The 19,630-nt window shown below is 67.4% G+C and carries 16 protein-coding genes; 7 read left to right on the forward strand and 9 right to left on the reverse strand.

Annotation, left to right across the window (positions count from 1 at the left end):
• Nucleotides 1-174: 174 nt before the first annotated feature.
• The 4 genes from MYMAC_RS14245 to MYMAC_RS14260 all read right to left on the reverse strand — a co-directional run bounded on the left by MYMAC_RS14245 (nucleotide 175) and on the right by MYMAC_RS14260 (nucleotide 5,626).
• Entirely contained in the window at nucleotides 175-2,589 is a 2,415-nt protein-coding gene (locus MYMAC_RS14245; RefSeq protein ID WP_095958487.1) for a TonB-dependent receptor, read from the reverse strand.
• Between the two features lie 142 nt (nucleotides 2,590-2,731).
• Nucleotides 2,732-3,913 carry an iron-containing alcohol dehydrogenase gene (locus MYMAC_RS14250; protein ID WP_095958488.1) on the reverse strand — a complete coding sequence of 394 codons (1,182 nt, stop codon included), beginning with the start codon at nucleotides 3,911-3,913 and terminating at the stop codon, nucleotides 2,732-2,734.
• Entirely contained in the window at nucleotides 3,910-4,227 is a 318-nt protein-coding gene (locus tag MYMAC_RS14255; protein ID WP_095958489.1) for an antibiotic biosynthesis monooxygenase, read from the reverse strand. Before MYMAC_RS14255 ends, MYMAC_RS14250 begins: the two co-directional genes overlap by 4 nt.
• Nucleotides 4,228-4,312: 85 nt before the next feature.
• Nucleotides 4,313-5,626, reverse strand: coding sequence for a heparin lyase I family protein (locus MYMAC_RS14260; protein WP_095958490.1), 1,314 nt, complete (start codon nucleotides 5,624-5,626; stop codon nucleotides 4,313-4,315).
• A gap of 495 nt (nucleotides 5,627-6,121) precedes the next feature.
• Here MYMAC_RS14260 and MYMAC_RS14265 point away from each other — a divergent pair, with 495 nt between their 5' ends.
• From MYMAC_RS14265 to MYMAC_RS14295, 7 genes are all read left to right on the forward strand, one after another.
• Nucleotides 6,122-8,392: an AAA family ATPase gene (locus MYMAC_RS14265; RefSeq protein WP_239989525.1), complete on the forward strand. Its 2,271-nt coding sequence runs from the start codon at nucleotides 6,122-6,124 to the stop codon at nucleotides 8,390-8,392.
• Nucleotides 8,393-8,442: 50 nt separating this feature from the next.
• The gene (locus MYMAC_RS14270; protein WP_095958492.1) at nucleotides 8,443-9,588 is read left to right on the forward strand and encodes an LOG family protein; all 1,146 of its coding nucleotides are present in this window, start codon (nucleotides 8,443-8,445) and stop codon (nucleotides 9,586-9,588) included.
• A 131-nt stretch (nucleotides 9,589-9,719) separates the two neighbouring features.
• The gene (locus MYMAC_RS14275) at nucleotides 9,720-10,403 is read left to right on the forward strand and encodes an HAD family hydrolase (protein WP_095958493.1); all 684 of its coding nucleotides are present in this window, start codon (nucleotides 9,720-9,722) and stop codon (nucleotides 10,401-10,403) included.
• On the forward strand, nucleotides 10,394-11,203 hold the full coding sequence (locus MYMAC_RS14280; RefSeq protein WP_170114734.1) for an STM4013/SEN3800 family hydrolase: 810 nt from the start codon (nucleotides 10,394-10,396) through the stop codon (nucleotides 11,201-11,203). The genes MYMAC_RS14275 and MYMAC_RS14280 overlap by 10 nt, the downstream gene beginning before the upstream one ends.
• Nucleotides 11,200-12,516: an STM4012 family radical SAM protein gene (locus tag MYMAC_RS14285; protein WP_095958495.1), complete on the forward strand. Its 1,317-nt coding sequence runs from the start codon at nucleotides 11,200-11,202 to the stop codon at nucleotides 12,514-12,516. Before MYMAC_RS14280 ends, MYMAC_RS14285 begins: the two co-directional genes overlap by 4 nt.
• Nucleotides 12,513-13,382: an STM4011 family radical SAM protein gene (locus MYMAC_RS14290; protein ID WP_095958496.1), complete on the forward strand. Its 870-nt coding sequence runs from the start codon at nucleotides 12,513-12,515 to the stop codon at nucleotides 13,380-13,382. Before MYMAC_RS14285 ends, MYMAC_RS14290 begins: the two co-directional genes overlap by 4 nt.
• Before the next feature lie 263 nt (nucleotides 13,383-13,645).
• Entirely contained in the window at nucleotides 13,646-14,116 is a 471-nt protein-coding gene (locus tag MYMAC_RS14295; protein WP_095958497.1) for a TIR domain-containing protein, read from the forward strand.
• Here MYMAC_RS14295 and MYMAC_RS14300 read toward each other — a convergent pair.
• The 5 genes from MYMAC_RS14300 to MYMAC_RS14320 form a co-directional block, all read right to left on the reverse strand.
• Nucleotides 14,086-14,763 (reverse strand): RipA family octameric membrane protein, encoded by a 678-nt coding sequence (locus MYMAC_RS14300; protein WP_204817607.1) that lies wholly within the window; start codon nucleotides 14,761-14,763, stop codon nucleotides 14,086-14,088. The genes MYMAC_RS14295 and MYMAC_RS14300 overlap by 31 nt on opposite strands.
• Nucleotides 14,764-14,767: 4 nt before the next feature.
• Complete coding sequence (locus tag MYMAC_RS38645; protein WP_095958498.1) at nucleotides 14,768-15,151, reverse strand: TIR domain-containing protein; 384 nt, start codon at nucleotides 15,149-15,151, stop codon at nucleotides 14,768-14,770.
• A 466-nt stretch (nucleotides 15,152-15,617) separates the two neighbouring features.
• Nucleotides 15,618-16,751, reverse strand: coding sequence for an STM4014 family protein (locus MYMAC_RS14310; RefSeq protein WP_095958499.1), 1,134 nt, complete (start codon nucleotides 16,749-16,751; stop codon nucleotides 15,618-15,620).
• Nucleotides 16,752-16,757: 6 nt separating this feature from the next.
• Nucleotides 16,758-18,110, reverse strand: coding sequence for a WGR domain-containing protein (locus MYMAC_RS14315; protein ID WP_095958500.1), 1,353 nt, complete (start codon nucleotides 18,108-18,110; stop codon nucleotides 16,758-16,760).
• Between the two features lie 50 nt (nucleotides 18,111-18,160).
• Nucleotides 18,161-19,630 (reverse strand): hypothetical protein, encoded by a 1,470-nt coding sequence (locus MYMAC_RS14320; protein ID WP_095958501.1) that lies wholly within the window; start codon nucleotides 19,628-19,630, stop codon nucleotides 18,161-18,163.

Below are 19,630 nucleotides of genomic sequence, written 5' to 3' on the forward strand. Positions count from 1 at the left end.
TCCACCGCAGCCTGAAGTATCCCCTCATCTGAGTCAAATGAGCAAGATGGCTAGTTGAAGGACGTCATGTTCTCGCAGCAACTGACTGAATGGCGCTACCAGCGGCAGCAAGCGCGCGTCGCGCATTCCAAGTTTTACGGCCACACGGCGTTGTCTTGAATACGGACGCCGCATTCAGAAGTCGTAGCGAACGCCGAGCCGCACCTGCCGTGGAAACGAGGGATGCAACGGTGACGGGCGTTCTATCTCCGCAGGGGCCCGGGTATCCCTCGGAGCCCAGTGCTGCGCGTTGAAGAGGTTGAACGCGTCGAGGTTGACTGACAGGACCGCGTGGCGCGCAAGGCGATGCCCCACGGACAGATGCGCATCCAGAACATGAACCCAGGTGGGGGAAGATGTCAGCGCTCTCTCCTGCGGCGTGCCTGAGGCCCCCGAATAGGACATCGCCACCCGGACGAATCGGGGGACGTCCAATTCGAAGACCCGGTAGCTGGTCACTTTGATGGAGTGCGTGCGGTCGGCGTCGAGCAATCGAGGCAATGCCCGTGGCAGCCCGGACTCGTCGCCCAGCGGGTCCGTCTGTGTGCCGTGCAGTCTCGCCCGCGTGTAGTGGAACTCGGATTGCCACAATCGATATTGCGCGTTCATCGATAAACTCACGGCATCGTGTTTGCGAACAGCCCGGGGAAGCATTGCCATGCTCCCTGCTCCCGGATTTCCAAGCAGAACGCCCGCCCCATCAAGGGTCGGCATGGACGCCAGCGAGGCACCCGCGGTGCGCCGGGCGTACTGTGCCTTCAGTTGGAGGGAGAGTCCGATACTCCCGACATTGAAGAACTCGTAAGTCCCCGCGAGGAGAATCTCATGAGATGACGCCGGTGCCAGTCCTGGGTCGATGGTGACGTGCCGTTCCTGCGCGAAGTCCACAAGTCCGAGCGGAACTTGATCATGGTACCTCGCATAGTGCGCGATGAGCGCCGTCCCATACCTTGGTATTGGATGAACGACCACGCCTGCTCGCGGAGAGAGTTGATATCGCGTGAAGACAGAGCGTACATGAGACGCAGGCTGCAGCGACTGCCTGTCGTAGCGGAAACCGCCATTGATTGTGAGCCATGGACGCACGTTCCACCGGTCCTGGACGAATCCCCCCAGGACCATGGTTTCGGCACGGGAGGCCGCCGGCAGGAACCTGACATTCGCAGTGTGCTCTGTATCGAAGCCTGCTTGGAAAGTATGGGTGCCGATGGCACGCAGCAGATAATGGACGTGGGCTTTCGCTTGGAAGCCCTGCTGTTCTCGACGGGCCTCTACGGTCTGGGTACGGTGGGTCGAGTGGTGGCGCAGCCACCCGGCCTTGAGCGTCAGCAGCAAGTGTTTGTCCACGAATGCCCTGGAATAGTCGAGCATCGCCATGACGGTGTCGCTGTCGAACGATGTGGGCTCACGCGGCTCGTCCAGCACTCGCGCTTCAGACGGCATACCGACGACGGACAGCGGGACATGATGCAGAGGTGTGACGTCGTACTTGAGACGACCGAGCGCCTGAATGCCGCGCTGTTCCACCAGGCGTCCATTCTGCTCGGTGCGACCGACCATGGGGGTCACGCCCGTGAAGAAGGTCAAACGGTTCGAGACAATCGGCCCGCCCAACGTCGCGCCGAATTCTCCCAAGTGGCGGAGCCGATCCTTGCTGGAGTATCCAATGCCAGACTCTGGCAGGGTTCCAGTTGGCCCCGCCAGAATACCCGGCGCCCCGTAGGCGAATACGGAGCCATAGAAGCGGGCGCATCCCGCCTTCAGTCGTGATTCGATGATGCCACCATTCGCGAGAGCATGACTGGGCATGGCCCCTTCCGACTGAACCGTGACCAAGCTGGCGAACTCGATGCTGAGGGGGAGTAGATTCAGTCCCGAGATGGCATCCCTGGTGGAGAGACCATCCAGCAGAAAGCCGTTCTCGGACGTTGATGCACCGCGGATGGAGAACCCGTAGGGGACATCCAAGACGCCTGGAGCGCGCTCCGCCAGACGCTCCGTGGCGCGAAGGCCGCCGTACCAGCGCAGGGGGCGACGGATGGCCAGCCCATTGATCGGGTCTGGGGTGAACCTCAGAGGGGCTGGATGAAGCGACTCATCGGTTTTGATGTCGCATGGCAGGAAAGCGAGGGACTGCGTGGTGTGCAGCAGCGCATCGATTCGGAACGTCACACCCTCCGTGAGCGCAACCTGCTCCTGAACGTGAGATATATACTCCTTCGGTTCGAACAGGAGGCCGTAGGTACCGGGTGGGACCGGCCCGATACGGTACTTCCCGACGGCGTCCGTGACGGTGGACCATCCCCGGTTCAGTGTGGGAGCACGTGCCGTCACTCGGACGCCTGGAACGGGACTGTTCAGCCGTGCCTCGCGGACCGTGCCTTCGAGGATCACCTGTGATGGCGACGAGGCCCCCAAGGACAACAGCGCGGTGATTGCCACACCTACGAAGCGCAGCAGGCCAACGTGGCATCGACGGCTGGCCATGCCGGGTGAACGCCATCGTTCCGCAGCCATCAGTTTCATCGGACGCAGCGAACCACCAGGCATCCAATGGCAGCATCATCGTTTCGGCATGAAATCCTCACAGCGCTGGAGAGGCCAATGGCGCAGAAGCTCTGCGGCGACCCGGGCTTCGGCGCTGCGAGCGACCTCGTCACTCATATTGAGGCCAAGTCGCCCTCCGGTGGTTCTACAGCGACCGGCAGGCAATCTCCGTCAGCTCCGCGTCGGTCAGCACCAGGGGATTGGCCTTCATGCTGCTGGCCCCCTTGGCCTTCGCTACCAGCCCAGGCACCTGGGCCTCCGTCAGCCCGTAGCGCCCCAGCCCCGGCACGCCGAGCGCCGTCCGCAGCGCGTCCACCCACGTCACGGCGTCTTCGGCCCGTGCGTCCGCCCGGCCCGTCAGCACCACCGCCAACTCCTGCACCCGAGGCAGTGACGGATGCTCCGGCGCCCGGGCCCGCAGCGCGCGCAGGTTGACGTCCAGCACCGCGGGCAGCAGCGCCGCGCACACCGCGCCGTGGGGCGCGTCGAACATGCCGCCCACGGGCGCCGCGAAGCCGTGCACCGCGCCCAGCCCCGAGTTCGCCAGACACAGGCCGCCGAAGAGGCTCGCCAACGCCAGGTCCTCGCGCGCGGACGCGTCCGGCCCCTCCAGCACCGCGCGCCGCAGTGAGCGCGCCGACCGGCGCAGGCCCTCACGCGCCAGCGCATCCGTCAGCGGATTGGCCCGCGCGGACAGGAAGGGCTCGATGAGCTGCGACAGCGCATCCATGCCACTGGACGCGAGCACGGCAGCCGGCGCCCCCGTGAGCAGCTCCGGGTCCACCAACGCCACGCGCGGCAGCATGTGCGGGCTGCGCAGGCTGGCCTTCACCTTCGCGTCCTTGGAACCCAGCACCGCGTTGCGCGTCACCTCGGAGCCGGTGCCCGCCGTGGTGGGGATGGCCACGAAGGGCAGGGAAGGCCGGGTGAGCGGCTGGCCCCGGCCAATGACCTCCAGGTAGTCCAGCGGGTCGCCCCCATTGGCGGCGAGCGCGGCAATGGCCTTGCCCGCGTCCAGCGCGCTGCCTCCGCCCAGGGCAACCACCACATCGCACCCCGCCTCCGCGACGCGCGCCGTGCCTTCACGGGCGCGCTCCACGGTGGGCTCCCCGTCCACGGAGAACACCGTCACGCTCAATCCCAGCCGTTCCAGGGACTCCTGGAGCGGCCGGGCCCGCGCGGGGTTGGCGCCGGTGACGAGCAACACCCGGGTGCCCCCGAGGCCGCGGATAATCTCCGGCGCCTCGGCCAGCCGGCCCGGGCCGAAGACGACGCGGGTCGCGGTGGCGAACTCGAAGGAAGCAGGGAACGCGCTCACGTCCGTCACGACCCGGCGTCTTCAGGGAAGCGGTTGACGAACTTCCGGCTGGTGCGGGGCTCGGCCATCATCGGCGCCACGGTGTCGCGCCAGGTGAGGTAGTGCGCCGTCTCCTTGTGCGCGGCGGGGGCCTGGGGCGTGCGGTACGCCTCCACCAGCACGAAGCGCGTGGGGTCCTCGGCGTCCTGCATGACGTCGAAGCGGGCGATGCCAGGCTCCTTCACGCTTTCGCGCGCGTTGGCGAGCGTGGCCTGGTGGAAGGCATCCACGTGCTCCGGCTTGACGTGGACCTGGACGTGGACGACGAGGAGGCTGTGGGACATGCCCCCAAAACTACTCCGGGCCGGAGCCGCGTGGGGACGCGACCTCCGGCCCGGATGAGGGCGCCTGTCGGCTGCCCGTCAGTGACTACGGGACCTTGAGGACCGTCGTCGGGCTGATGACGTCTTCCAGCTTGCGGGCCATGGTCCACCCGTCGTGGTAGACGATGCCCACGGGGCTGATGGTGTCATTCCGGTACAGGCCGACCTTCAGGTAGTTGAGCTGGCCCTTGTACTGGGTGGCGATGAAGCGCTTGGGCAGGACCCGCTTGCCGTCCAGGTACAGCTCCACGAAGCCGACCTTGGAGTCCGGCGACCACTTCACGTGGAAGATGAAGTCCAGCCACCGGCCGCGCACCAGCGGCGTGCGCCAGACGATGGTGCCCGGGTTGCCGCCGATGTTGAGGCGAATCTCCTCGCCGTAGACGTAGAACTCCACCGGGGGCGAACCCGAGTTGCCCTCGTGGTGCCACTGGGTGAAGAGCTGCCACGTCTTCGCGCTGGGGAAGCTCGAATCGAACATGGTGCTGAAGCGGTAGTAGTACTCGGAGTTCACCGGCTCGCGCGTCATGCGCACCAGCTCGTTGCGGTTGCCGCTGGAGTTGATGGGGTCGTCGCCCTTGCGCACGGTGGCCTTGAGGGCGTAGCGGCCCTGCCGCGCGGGCGAGGGCACCACCGCCAGCCGGTCCGCGCTCACCATCTGCGTGTGGCTCCACTGGGAGCGGCTGTTGGTCTCGAAGTCACCCACCCAGACGACGCTGGCGCCAGTGCCCGGCTGCGGCTCCGGCGTGGGGTCCGGGGTCGGCTCCGGCGTCGGCTCCGGGGCAGGGGCCGGGTCGGTGGGCGTCGACGTCGTGGACGCGCAGGCGCGCGCCTCGGCGATGCTGGCCCACTCATTCACGTTGTTGCTCAGGAAGGTGACGCGGACCCGGCGCGTGGTGACGGACGGGAAGCTGTACGTCTCCGCCGCCGTCGTGGTGCCGCTGCTCTTGCCCGAATAGACCTGCGTATAGGTATAGCCATCCGGTGAAACAGAGACGAAGAATTCATTGGTGCGGGTGTTGCCGTGATGCCATGCAACAGAGACACCCGAGACCTGCTTGAGGGAGCCCAGGTCGTAGTCAACCCACGAGCCCCGGCCGCTCCGGCTCCAGCGGGTGCCAAGGTTTCCGTCCATGGTGTTGGCCGGGACGTTCCCGTCGTGGCCGTTGGAGATCACCGACCGGGCCGTATAGGGGGTGCATCCGGCGGTGGTCAACGCGGCGGCACTGACTCGCTGATTGTCGAGGGCGTCGATTTCGATGGGGGACGCTTCGGCTTCGGGCGAGACGTCTTCCGGGGCGCCGCAGCCCGTGCCGCTCATACCGAGCAGCGTTCCAACCAGCAGGAGGGTCTTCTTCATGGGGGCTCTCTGAGAACTAAAACAGACGAAGGGGGATGAGTCCGCGCCGTGGGGGGACGGGCGGGGCGGTGTCTGGCTTTGCTAGGTGGGCTTCTCCAAGGTCACGGCGGGTGAATGCCGTGTCGAGCTCTCAACGAGCATCCGCCAAAAGTATTTCGTATTCAACACGCGATTTCGCGCCTGCCTGCTCGCCAGGCGCCGCTCAGGGCGTACCTTGTTGCTGTTTCATCTGGCGTGGTTGGAATTGTCTGTCATTGCGCGATGCGAGCGGTCCGGACGCGCGCGGCGTGAGGCTTTCCCTCCACTGCGGGCCTGGGTCGGCGCTGGCGTGCACTGGGACGCGGGGCTGGGGTGTGCGGTGGAGAGCGAACAGTCCCACACCCCCGGAGTCCGGAGGCGTCAGGTGCGTACTGGCGCTACAACACCCCGGGTCGTACCGGCGACGCGAAGGACCGGCGCGCGACTCACACAGCGTCATCCTTCAGGGAGGTGGCCATGAACCCGACTTCGGGCTCGTGCGTTGCGTGTGGGGCGCGTTTCCTGGGAGGCGTACTGGCGTGCCCCAAGAGCGCACCGGGAGGGCTCCGGGACGCGCCGGTGCGCCGGTGGTCGCCAGGCCTGTGCCACCCGCCCCTGGTGGGCCGGCTCGCGCTGCTGAAGCGGCTCATGGCCCTGGCGGAGGATGTGCGACGCGGGCTGGGGCGGGCGGTGTGGCTCCTGGGGGAGGAGGGGATGGGCAAGACGCGCCTCAAGGACGCCTTCGTGGAGCGCCTGGCCGCCGAGGGTTTCGAGGTCTGGGAAGGCAGTGTCCTGGCGCTGCCGGGCGCGCCCGCGGGCCTCTTCCGGGAGCTGCTGGACGCCACGCGGGCGCTCAGCCCGCCCGCCGGGACGGGCCGCGTGTCCAGCGCGGACGCGGAGCGAATCCAGCGATTCCTGGAGGGACGTGAGCGCCAGGGTGTCCCGGCGAGCCTCGTGTCGGAGCGCACCGCGCTGTTCGACTCGCTCTGCCACGCGCTGATGCCCGACCGGCGTCCCCGCCTGCTGGTCCTGGAGGACTGGCAGCACGCGGACCCGCTCAGCCACGCGCTGGTGGAGGAGCTGGTGTCGCGGCTGTCGCACACGCCGCTGCTGCTCCTGGCGCTCCAGCGGCCCGGAGGCACGGCGCCGGCGCCGCTCACCGCGGAGGTCCTGACGGTGGGGCGGCTGGGGCCCGCCGAGTCCGCGGCGCTGCTGGAGGGGCGTCTGCGTGGCAAGGACTCCCTGACCCCCGCGGGCCGGGAGGCCCTCCTGCGCGGCAGCGCCGGCCACCCGCTGCACCTGCTGCACGCGGTGACGTTGCATGAGGAGCAGCCGGAGCTGGGCGTGCCGCTCACGGGCGAGGCGGCGCTGGCGGCGCGTCAGGCCTTGCTGCCCCCCGCTCAGCGGGAGGTGCTGCGGGCGGCGTCGGTGCTGGGGCCGTCGTTTCCCCGGGCGGTGCTGGTGGCGCTGGCGGGTGGGGTGGGGCCGCTGGCGCTGCTGGAGACGGGGGGCTGGCTGCGTTCTGTGTCGGGGGGACGCTACACCTGGGCGGTGGAGCCCGCGCTGGGAGAGGATTGGCTGCCGGAGGCGGCGCTGCCAGCGGCGCACCGGCGGGCCGCGGAGGCCTATGAGGCCTTGCCGGAGCCCCTGCGCCACCGGGCCTGTATGGAATTGACGCGGCAATGGCTTTCCGCGGAGGACTCCGGCCGGGCCTTGCCCTACCTGGTGACGCTGGCGGGGTGGCACCTGGCGGCGCTGGAGCCGGGGCCGGCCATGGCGGTGTATCGCTTCGCGCTGGGATTGACGGACGCCCTGCCGCCCGACACCGCGCGGGAGTGGCGGCGCCGGCTCTGGGAATACATGGGAGACGCGCACCGTCTGGCCGGCGAGGCCGCGGAGGCGGAGGCCGCCTGGCATACGGCCCGGAAGCTGGATGACGAGGGATTGGCTTCGCCCGCGAGCGACCGGGCCCGGCGTCTGTTCAAGCGCGCGTCGGTGGTGCTCGCGCTGGGCCGGCCCGAGGAGGTGTTGGGATTGGACAGGGAGGGGCGCAGGGACTGTCTGTCCTCGGCGCCGTTGATGTCCGTGTCCATGGATGCGCTGTGCGCGCTGGCGCTCTGCGCCCTGGGGCGGTTCGAGGAGGCGCGGGCGAGGACCGTCCTGGCCCGCGAGCAGCTCCAGCTCACGGTGAAGGAGGACGGCGCCGCGCGGGCGGGCGTGCAGGCCTTGCTCCACCGGGCCATGGGCGGCGTGCAGCTCGGCCTGGGCTCCCCGGAGGCCGCGGCGTCCGAGTACGCCCAGGTGCTGCACTGGAGCGAGCGCGCGGGCGACACCTGGGAGCACTCCACGGCGCTGTTGCACCTGGGGGATGCCTATTCGCGGGCCGGAGACCGGGAGCGTGCGGCGCACTTCTTCCAGCTCGCGCTGGAGCTGGACTCGCGCACGGGAGACCGCCGGGGCATGGCCTACACGCACCACGGCCTGGCGCTGCTGCACACGCGCGCCGGGGCGCCGGAGCTGGCGAAGGAAGACGCGCTGCGTGGGCTCCAGCTCGCGTCCATGCTGGAGGACCGGCGGCTCCAGTCCCTGCTGCGCTGCGTCCTCGGGCGGGCCCAGTTGCAGCTTGGGGAGTTGGAGGAGGCCGGACGGCAACTCCAGTTGGCCGCGCGGGACGCCTCCGCCGCGGGCGCCCGGCTGGAGCTGCTCCAGGCGGAGGCGTGCCTGCGGGTGTTGGAGGCGCGGCGATAACCCCGCACTCGTCGCTACCCCGTGGGCGCGAGGCGTGGAATGGTCCTCGGGTGATTGAAATCGAGACCATCGAGGCGTTCGAAAAGCACCTCGCGGCGGGGGTGGGGTTCACCAACGTCGTCATCCAGGGGCTGGACCTGCGGAGGTTCACCCGGGAGCTGGTGTCCGCGGAGCTCGCGGGCGCCGTCTTCCTGGGCTGTGAGCTGGAGAAGGACGCGCTGAAGGCCACCGTGGACCACGGGGCCATGGTGTTCCCACCCATCTCCGGTCTGCCGTACCTGCCGTACCGCGGCGGGCTGTACACGCCGGAGGAGCTGTACGCGGGCTTCGACCCCGCGAGGCCGGCGTCGTACGAGGACACGCCGGATGCGCGCATCTATGCCCACTGGGCGGCGAACGGGCGGGGCAGCCCTCCCACGCTGCTGGAGACGATGGCGCAGCGCCTCCATGACCACTCGGTGACGCAGGCCATGGAGGGGCTGCTGTACCGCTCCGGCGGCGCGCGCAAGGTGGTGGCCATCATGGGCGGCCACTCCATGAAGCGAGGGCAGGCGGACTATCGTTCCGTGGCGACCCTGGCGCGCGAGCTGGCTCGCCGGGGCTTCTTCATGGTCAGCGGCGGTGGGCCCGGCGCCATGGAGGCCACCCACGTGGGCGCGTGGTTCGCCCGGCGCACGGAGGCGGAGCTGGATGACGGGCTGGCCATGCTCTCGCGGGCGCCCAGCTACACGGACCGGGACTGGCTGTCGCGCGCCTTCGACGTGCGCCGCGCCTTCCCGCTGGCGGAGGATGACCTCCCGTTCTGCGCCAGCCTGGGCATCCCCACCTGGCACTACGGGCACGAGCCGCCCAACCCCTTCGCCACGCACATCGCGAAGTACTTCGCCAACAGCGTGCGCGAGGACGGCCTGCTGACCATCGCCAAGGGCGGCATCATCTATTCGCCCGGCAGCGCGGGCACCATCCAGGAGGTGTTCCAGGACGCGTGCCAGAACCACTACAACTCGGTGGGCGTCATCAGCCCCATGATCTTCCTGGGCACCGAGTTCTGGACGCGCACCCGGCCCGTGTATCCGCTGCTGCATCAGCTCGCGCAGGGGTATGACTACGCGCGCTACCTGATGCTCACGGATTCGCGGGAGGAGGTCGTCCGGGCGCTGGAGGCGTATGACGGCGAGGCGAACCCGCCTCGCTGAGCGGGCTCCCGAGGAGCAGGCGCGGAGGCAGGGGCCCGGCGAAACCGCCCGGGCCGCCGCTCCCCGGGCATTGTCGCTGTTCGGCGCAGCCGGGGCGGCGTATCCTCGTGGACTCGGGAAGGAGTGCCCGGATGCGGCCCCGGGCCGTCTTCTTCGACTTGGATGACACGCTGATTGACCGCGCGGGCGCCTTCACGCGCTACGTGGATTCGCTCGTCGCCCGTTACCCGGCGGTGTTCCCCGAGGCCCGGCGCGCCGAGTCCGTGGCGTGGCTGCACACGGTGGATGGCCGCGGCGGCGTGTCCCGGAGCGCGTTCTGCCAGCAGGTGACGGAGGCGTTCCCGGGCCTGGGCCTCACGCCGGACGCGCTCTGGGAGGACCTGGCCTCGCGCCTGCCGCAGCTCGTCCACGAGGACGCGGACGTCTGCGATTGGGTGGCCTCCGTGGCCCGGTGCCGGCCGGTGGCGGTGGTGTCCAATGGCTCGGCGCGGGTGCAGCGCACCAAGCTGGCCCGCGCGGGGCTGGCGGACGTGTTGCCGGAGGTCTTCCTCTCCGGCGAGGTGGGCGCGTCGAAGCCGGACGCCCGCATCTTCGAGGCCGCGCTGGCCCACATCGGACGGCCGCCGGAGGAGGTGCTGCACGTGGGGGACGACCCGGAGCGGGACGTCATGGGCGCCGCGCGGCTGGGGCTGGCCACCTGCTGGGTGTCACACGGCCGCCCGTGGCCGTCCGCGCTGCCGCCGCCCACCTTCACCGTGGAGTGCATCCCGAAGCGCATCGACGACATCGCCGGAGTGCTCACGCGATGGACATGAACGCCGTGGTCGGCACGCACGACCTGCTCTTCATCACCCTGGACACCCTGCGCTACGACGTGGCGGAGCAGCTCGCGGCCCAGGGCCGCACGCCGAACCTCACGGCCCTGTTGCCGGGAGGCCGGTGGGAGCCGCGGCACTCCCCCGCGAGCTTCACCTACGCGGCGCACCACGCCTTCTTCGCCGGCTTCCTGCCCACGCCCGCCACGCCCGGTCCGCATCCGCGGCGGTTCGCGATGCGCTTCGAGGGCAGCGAGACGACGGCGCCGGGCACCTGCGTGCTGGACGCGCCGGACCTCGTCACGGGGCTGGCGGCGCGCGGCTACCACACGGTGTGCATTGGCGGCGTGGGCTTCTTCAACAAGCGCAACCCGCTGGGCAGCGTGCTCCCGGGGCTCTTCGCGGAGAGCCACTGGAGCCCCGAGCTGGGCGTGCGGGAGCCGCGCTCCACCGGGCATCAGGTGGCGCTCGCCGTCCAACGGCTGGAGGCCGTGCCTCGCGAGCAGCGCGTCTTCCTCTTCATCAACGTGTCCGCGCTGCACCAGCCGAACCGGCACTACCTGCCGGGCGCGACGGAGGACTCGCGCGAGTCCCACGCCGCGGCGCTGGCGTACGTGGACTCGCAGCTCCCTCCGCTCTTCGCGGCCCTGCGGCGCCGGGGGCCTTCCTTCTGCATCGTCTGTTCGGACCACGGCACCGCCTACGGCGACGACGGCTTCACCGGCCATCGCCTGGCGCATCCGGTGGTGTGGACGGTGCCCTACGCTGAATTCCTGCTACCTCGAGAGACCGCACCATGACGCGTCTGGAGCAGATGCTCGAAGGGTCGCCCTATGTGGCGTACCTCTACGGCTACCCGCACAAGACGGCCTACCGGCCCTTCACGCCCACGCTCCCGCTGGAGTCCGTCTGGGCGGAGGAGCGCCGCGACGCGCTGTTCCTCTACGTCCACGTGCCCTTCTGCGAGATGCGCTGCGGCTTCTGCAACCTGTTCACCGCCGCCGGGCCGAAGCAGGACGTGGTGGACGGGTACCTGGGCGCGCTGGTCCGCGAGACGAAGCGGGTGAAGGACGCGCTGGGCACGGCGACGTTCGCCCGGGCCGCCATTGGCGGTGGCACGCCGACGCTGCTGGACGTGGCGGGGTTGAACACCGTGTTCGACCTGGCGGAAGGCGTCATGGGCGCGGACATGAAGAACATCCCCGTGTCCGTGGAGGTGTCGCCGGAGACGGTGGACGCGCAGAAGCTCCAGGTGCTCCGCTCGCGCGGCACGGACCGGGTGAGCATGGGCATCCAGAGCTTCATCGAGGCGGAGGTGGCCGCGGTGAAGCGGCCCCAGAAGACGGCGCAGGTGGAGGCGGCGCTGGACCTCATCCGCGCCACGGGCTTCCCCACGCTGAACCTGGACCTCATCTACGGCATGGAGGGGCAGACGGAGGAGAGCTTCCTCTACTCGCTGCGGACCGCGCTTCGCTATACGCCGGAGGAAATCTACCTCTATCCGCTCTACGTCCGGCCGCTGACCTTCCTGGGCAAGAAGGCGCGCGCGTGGGACGACCTGCGCCTGTCGCTGTACCGCGTGGGCCGCGACTTCCTCCTGTCGGAGGGCTACACGCAGGTCTCCATGCGGATGTTCCGCGCGAAGCACGCGCCGGACCTGGGCGGCCCGGTGTACCGCTGCCAGGAGGACGGCATGGTGGGGCTGGGCTGCGGGGCGCGCTCGTATACGGGCCGGGTACATTACTCGTCCGAGTACGCGGTGGGCTCGCGCGAGGTGCGCTCCATCATCTCCTCGTACAGCGAGCGCACGGAGGCGTCCTTCGGCGAGGTGGGCTACGGCTTCCGCCTGGACTCCGAGGAGCGGCGCCGGCGTTACATGCTGCTGTCCCTGCTGGCGGACGGCGTGGACCTGGCCGAGTACCGGCAGCGCTTCTGCACCGACGCGCTGGAGGACTTCCCGGAGCTGGAGGAGCTGGAGGCGCACGGGCTGGCGCGGAACCACGGCGGCGTGGTGCGGCTCACCGCGGCCGGCGTGGAGCGCTCCGACCTGATTGGCCCCTGGCTCCACTCCGAGCAGGTGCAGGCGATGATGAAGGAGTACGCTTGGCGATGAAGCTCACCGTGCTCTATCGAGGCCCGCTGTCGAGCTGTAACTACGGCTGCGAGTACTGCCCCTTCGGCAAGTGGAAGCACACCGAGGAGGAGCTGGCCAAGGACCGCGCGGACCTGGAGCGCTTCGTCGCGTGGGTGGAGGCGCGCACGCAGGACACGGTGTCGGTGTTCTTCACGCCGTGGGGCGAGGCGCTCATCTGGCCCTGGTATCAGGAGGCGCTGGCCCGCCTGTCACACCTGCCGCACGTGGAGCGGCTGGCCATCCAGACGAACCTGTCCTGCAAGCTGGACTGGTTGGCCCGGGCGAGCGCGGACAAGCTGGGCATCTGGGCCACGTACCACCCGGAGTGGACGAAGCGGCACCGCTTCGTGGCCCAGTGCGCGAAGCTGACCGAATTGGGTGTGCGGCACAGCGTGGGCGTGGTGGGCTTCCTGCGCTTCACGGAGGAGGCGGAGGCCCTGCGCGCCGAGCTCCCCGCGGACACCTACCTGTGGATCAACGCCGTGAAGGACGGGCAGGAGGAGCCGTACACGGCCGAGGACGTGGCGCGCTTCACGCGGCTGGACCCGCTGTTCCCGGTGAACAACACACGCCACCCGAGCCTGGGCCGCGCGTGCCGGGGCGGGGAGTCCGTCATCTCCGTGGACGGCGAGGGCACGGCGCGGCGGTGCCACTTCATTGAAGAAGCGATTGGGAACATCTACGCGCCGGACTTCGACGCCGCGTTGAAGCCCCGGCCGTGCGCGAAGCAGACCTGTGGGTGCCATATCGGGTACGTGCACCTGGAGTACCTGGAGCTGGACCGCGTCTTCGGCTCGGGCATCCTGGAGCGCGTCCCGGCAATCCGCTGGGGAGGACGTCCCTAGGATGGAGTGCCGCCTGTTAGCGCCAATTCTGGCTTGCCGAGCATCGCTGTCGTAGATGTTGGATGCGCCCAGTCTTGCTCGCATTGCCTGGGTGCTGTTCACTTCACTCGTTTACTGTGTTGCGGTATATATAAGTAGAAACAGTTTTGCAGTTGGTGTGCTGCTGGTCTGTGGTTCGCCTGGGGTGTTGTGTTTGTGTTTCAATGATGCGCTGCGACATGGCTGTGTCTGGATTGAGTGTCGATTGATCGGAGGGTCAAGGAATGCTTCCTGTTTTTGCGATAGTTGGACTTGGCGGCCTGCTCTGGTGGGCCACAAGAAATGGCCATCCTAGTGCATTTATTAGTTTTGCGGCAGAAGATGCAAAATATCGGGACTATTTGGTGGAGCAGGCCAAGCGAGAAAGAACTCCGTTCAAATTCCAGGACCGCTCACTTCATGAGCCATTTAGCAACGCCTGGAAGACTCAGACTCGAGAGATAATCAAAAAATCGGATGTTATGATTGTGATGATTGGGGCTGATACGCACAGGGCAGAGGGCGCTTTATGGGAAATTCGCACGGCCCGCGAGGAAGGGGTTTATGTTTTTGGAGTTCATATTAGCAAGAATTCGAAGGGGAAAATTCCCAAGGAGCTTCATTTTTGTCGTGTTGTCGAGTGGAGCCACGACGGGATCGCTGAAGAGTTGAGTCGAGCTGAACTCTATCGCAAGCGGAAGATGGCTAGAGAGTGATAGAGCTGAACTGACGCGGCTACGAGTATTCCTAAGTGCAGGGCGAAGAATACCCACGGAACCCAGGGCTCAATGGCGGTGAATGGAAGGTATTTTTTTTTGTCCTTCCCTTCTCCCAGCGCGGTCCATTCTGCTGCAAAGAGGCGTAGTGGTAGGTATTCTTCTATCGCATGGATGACGTCGAATTTTCCTTGATTGATGCCTCTGTAGGATCTGAGCAGGCGGTTCCATGAGTAGCAGAGCGACAGCCCCGCCAGTCCAACTCCGACATGCCATTGAATGGCTGAGTTGGGAGTGCCTTGGGGCCAGGCGATTCCGAGTAATCCTATGAGAGCCGTGTTGATCGTGAGAAAGAATGTGTTCGCATGCTGACGGCGTTCGCTGACTTTATCCATTAGTTCTATGTACATTTTGTATTGGTCCAGTAGATGTGAGCGGTATTCGGCCCCATACTCTTCGGAGGGGGCGGCTAATATTTTTATTGATGCGTTGCTGTTGTTTTTTGTCGGGTTTGACGTGTTTGACGTGTTTGACGTGTTTTTGTTGTTGGGTTGAATTGTGTTGTGGTTTTGTTCTTTTGTGAGGGGCTTGGTAGGGCGTTCGCTGCGGGAAGATTCACTGCGGGAAGATCTGCGTCGTTTTGCCATGGCGTTAGAGTCGGGTGATGAAGTTGGCAATGCCCTGCCAATTCCAAGGGATTATGCGTATGCCAAGGAGTTCAAATGGAACGGAGCTGTCATCTGAGTAGGCCCATACCCCTATGACGGGAATCCGCTCCTCAAGAGCACATCGGACTTCCCAAAGAGCTCCACTGGAGCGTTCGGTGTTTTTACTCACCATGACGATGAGGCCGTCGCAGCCGCGGATTTTGGTTCGGCAGTTGGTTTTCCACTGGCTGTCCCAAGGAGTTTTTACGGACATGTCTACGAAATGGAATGGACTGTGAGCGCCTCTTGCTTGACCCACTAGGAAATCACGAGCCCAAGTATCTTCGGGGACTGCAAAGCTGATAAAGAGTCGATTGTTTCGCGCCATTGGTCTCAAATCTCGAATTTGGTGTGGTTCAAAGGGAAGTTCTAGGGGCGGAAATCCTACTTTAACCTATTGTGAATGTGGCGAACAAGCGGGGTTTGGGCAACTTGAGAATGAGGTGATGGCATTGTCTTTGATTCAGATGGGGCGCTCAAGGGTGCCGCTAGTGTTCGGCTGGCGGCTGCTGTGTGCAATGGCATTTGTGTTGTAGTTGGGGGTGTATCTGTTTTTAGGGGACGTCGTGCAGTTGGTGGATGGTGTGGTGATTTGCCTCGGCCTCTCTCGTTGTGGATGGGAGTGTAAATGCTTGGTCATTCTTGTGTATCTATGTGATTTTTTGATTGTGAGACTTTTGGTTTTGCCGTTTCTTGTTTGGCTTGGCGGCACGCGCGTTGGTCGGATGGGTGGTGGCGGCCTTGAGTCGGCAGTGTAAGGCTGAATGTAGACTGTCGGAAATTGGCGCATAATGTCATGTTGTGCGGAGGGCCTCGCGAATCTCCCACTCGTACACGGTGAGCCCGTCGCGGCGGAGGTTGGGGAGCAAATCTCCAAAGGCATTGGCTTCAATCACCCGGTGCCCGGTGAAGTGCTCCTCGTACATGAGGTCGATGCCCACGTGGAGGCAGTCATGGGACTTCGCCACCGTGCGGCAGCTCTCTATGGCGTCCGCGAGCTCATTCCGGGGGACCTCTGCGTGGAAGTCGTCCAGGTCGCCCCGCCAGCCGCCCAGGTGCAGGTTGGTGATGGGCCGCAGGCTCTGCCGCACCACCGTGAAGGCCGGCTCGCCGCGGACCATCAGCACGCGGCAGTCGAAGTAGTCGCCGCCCAGCCGCGCCTTGGGAATCGAGCGCTCCACCTGTGAGCCCTCGCGCAGCAGGTACGTGAGGATTTCATCCACCCGCTCGGGCTCCTCGATGCGGCGCACCTTCAGCGAGTTGTACCAGCCCGTCTTCGCCACTTCGATGGTGGTGGTCAGCGTGTCCGCCGAGCGCCCCCGCCGGTAGATGGCGAGGCACGACGCGGACGAGCCGCACGACACCTTCACGAAGACCTCGCGGCAGTCCGCTTCTTCCATCCGCGCACGGAGTGATTCCACGTCCGTGACGCCTTCCAGGGCCTCTGGAACGGGCACGCCCAGGGCGGCGTAGCGGCGGGAGGTGATGCGCTTGTCGAAGAGGTCCGCGATGGCGGAGGGCTTCTGAAGGACGCGCCAGCGAGGGTGCGCGGTGAAGATGGCCTCCAGCTCCGCCAGGACGCGCAGGAAGCCCAGGTGATGCTGCCGGGGGCTGAGGATGCGGCCGTGGTCCTCGGGCAGCCGGTCCACCTGCTCCGGCGTGAGGACCGAGCAGCCGTGGCCCACGGCGTCCGCGTAGCCCCGCTTGAGCAGGGCCTTCTCCACGTCCCAGTTCTCCCCCGTGGAGTCGATACGGACCAGCGCCTCCGAATCCGGCAGGTCCGCCAGGAGGCCCGGTGCCGCCAGCAGCTCACGCCAGGCCACGACGTGGGCGGGGGAGAGGCCCTGGCGGGCCAGGGCCTCCTGAAAGAGCGCGACGCGCCGGTTCTCCGGATTGCCGATGAGGATGAACGGAGGCGCGCCTGCCATGCGGCGTTACTCGCCCACCGCGGCGTAGCGGTAGTCCTCTTCGTACTCGCGCTGGTTGCCCACGTTGGCCTGGGGAATCGCCTTGGACAGCAGCGACTGGCCCTCGTCCGTCAGGATGTTCTCCGTGACGTCGAACTGCTTGAGGTGGGCGAAGGCCGCCGCCTTGTCGGCCAGCGCGCGCGCGCCCTCGGTCGTCAGGGTGCCCATGGAGATGTCCAGCTTCTCCAACTGCGGGAGCACCTTCGCGCCAGGCAGCGCCTGGGCGAGCGCGTCCGCGAACTCGGAGTTGCGCAGGCCGAGCTGCTTGAGGTTCGGCAGGCCCTTGCCGTCGAGGATGGGCTGGATGTCCTCCACGCCGCCCTCTGCGCCGTAGTTGTCGCTGCCGAACCACACCTCCAGGCGCTCCAGCTTCGGCCACTTCGCGTTGGCGATGGACTTGACCGCCCCCAGGGGCAGGCCGCCCGTCTCCACGGTGAACTCACGCAGCTCGGGCAGGTCCACGTCGCCCAGCTCCAGCTCGCCGCCGCGCAGCCGCAGCTTGCGCAGGTCGGGCAGCAGCTTGAGGGCGCCGGAGATGTCGTGCAGGTATGTCCAGGAGATCTCCGTCTCGTCCGGGTACTGGAAGTCGCCGAGGAACAGCTCCTGGAGCGTCTTCAAGCCACCCACCTCGACGATGGCATCGGCGACCCTGCTGTAGTGGTTCTCCTCGAAGTCCGTCATGCCCACCGTGAGCCCGCGGATGAAGCGGGCGGAGGGGTGCTTGAGCAGCGCCCCGACGGCCTCCACGACGTCGAACTCGGAGTCGTAGTCCTGCTTGGCCAGGCGCGCGGAGCGGATGAAGCCCAGGTGCCACTCCAGGGAGATCTCCTTCGACTTCACGCCGTCCGCCAGCTCGCCGAGCAGCAGCGTCTGGTACTTCTTGATGTGCGCGGTGGCCTTGCGCTTCAGGTCGCTGGCCTCCGTGCCGCTGGCCTGCGCGGCCGCGTGCTGGATGGCGATGAGCTCGCCGCGCGGGTCGCCCTGGCCCTGGAGCCAGTCGCTGTAGACGAGGTACGCGTCCACGTTGTCCGGGTCCTTGAGGATGGCGGCCTCCAGCTCCGGGTTGGAGGCGGGCTCGTCACCGCCGCCGCCCTCACCGTCGTCGTCATCGCCCTTGCCGGCCAGGACGTAGCCCTTCTTCTCCTTCTCGCGGACGAGCTTGTCGTGCTCCTTCTGGGCCTCGGCGGGGGAGCCGAAGGTCTGGGTCTTCTCCTGGCCGTCGGTGCCGATGCGGCCCCACCGCGCGGTGAAGCTGTTGCCGGAGAGGGTGATTTCCCAGAACTTGCTGGAGCTGCCTTCCTTGAACTCGTACCGCGGCATGGCCCGTCCTTCGTCCGTTGCGCCGGGTGGGGCGCGTTGTGGAACGGACGCTAGAGAAGCCCTTGCGCAAGCTCAAGCGTTACCCCCATCCACGCGTCCCACTCCGTCTTTCGAGAATCCAGGACTTCGCGCCTGCCCTGAAGGCCGCGGACGGACGGCACCGGGCCGCTGAGGTCCAGCAGGTGCAACGCGACGCGTGCGTCAACGGGCGGCAACGACGCGTCGACGTGACGGCCCGCGTCGAGCAGCACCACGTCGACGCGCGCGCGCTTCGTGGTCGCCGCCGCCGTGTCCAGCACCTCCTCCAGCGAGGCGGCGGTGAGCACTTCGGCCGTGCCTCGGGCCCGCCATTCGCGCAGCAGCAGCTCGCAGAGGCCGCGCTCGGCATCCAGGGGCGGTGCGTCCGCGCCCGGCGCGTGGAGGAAGACGGCTCGAAAGTGGAGCTCCTCACTGCCCAACCACTGGGAGAGCCGCCGCACGAGGCAGAGCAGCAGGCCCAGCGCCACCACGACCCGCTGCCAGCGCACCCCCGCGTCCTTCACGCGCGCATCCACGAGGTCCGGCGGCAGGACGAAGGTGATGACGCGGCGGCGGCGGACGGAGATGCTCTCGTCGCGCGTGTAGTAGAGGAGCTCTCCCTCCACGTAGCGCACGTCGAAGAGGTCCAGGTCGGGCTCGTCCTCCATGTAGACGAGCTCGGAGGTGACGAGGTTCTCCAGGCTGCCCACGTTGGACACGGAGGAGAATCCCCCCTGTGGGAAGGCGGCCTCGTCCTCCAGCGTCATGGGCAGGGGGGCGGTGGCGACGGGCCGGGCGCGCAGCTTGGGCGGCAGGCTCCGCGACAGGGCCTCCGCTGCCTCCACCGCCTGCTCCAGGGCCATCCGCTGGGCCTTGCCCTGAAGGTGCTCCAGGTTCTCCAGGGTGAAGGACTCCGCGTCGCCGAGCAGCGCCCGCGCGCGACGGGCCGCGCTCGCCAGGGCTTCGTAGCCTTCCGCGAGCCGCTCCAGCGCGGGACTGGCCCCTGTGTCGCGCAAGGCCGCGTAGCCACCTTGGAGCAGCTCCGCGGGCGGGCGCTCCAGGACGCGTCGGGCCAGGCCTGGGCTCACCGCGGTGCCCGCCGTGAAGCCCATCCGCATCAGCACACGCGATACGAGGAAGGCGATGCCTCGGGGCCGAAGCGCTTCGGGGAGACGCGCGAGGGCGGCGGAGACGGCCTCCAGGTGGGGCTCCGCCGCGAGCCGGGCCAGCACGTGGTCGTCATAGGCGCGCACCGCCGCGCGCAGCCGGGGCAGCGTGTCCGGCACGGGCGCGGAGGGCGCGAGCGGCACCCCCGCGACGAGCCGGCCCAGGTCCGCAATCAACGCGGGAGGGGGCAGGGCGGGCGACTCCGCGAGCGTGGCGAGGAGCCACGGCACGGCTGAATCCAACGTGCCGGCCGCGAGGTGCTCGTGCCGTATCAGGCACAGCCCCGCGCACAGCCAGCGCTCCGCGTCCTGGGGACTCCGCAGCTCCGTGCTCAT

Source organism: Corallococcus macrosporus DSM 14697, from assembly GCF_002305895.1.
Classification (GTDB): domain Bacteria; phylum Myxococcota; class Myxococcia; order Myxococcales; family Myxococcaceae; genus Myxococcus; species Myxococcus macrosporus.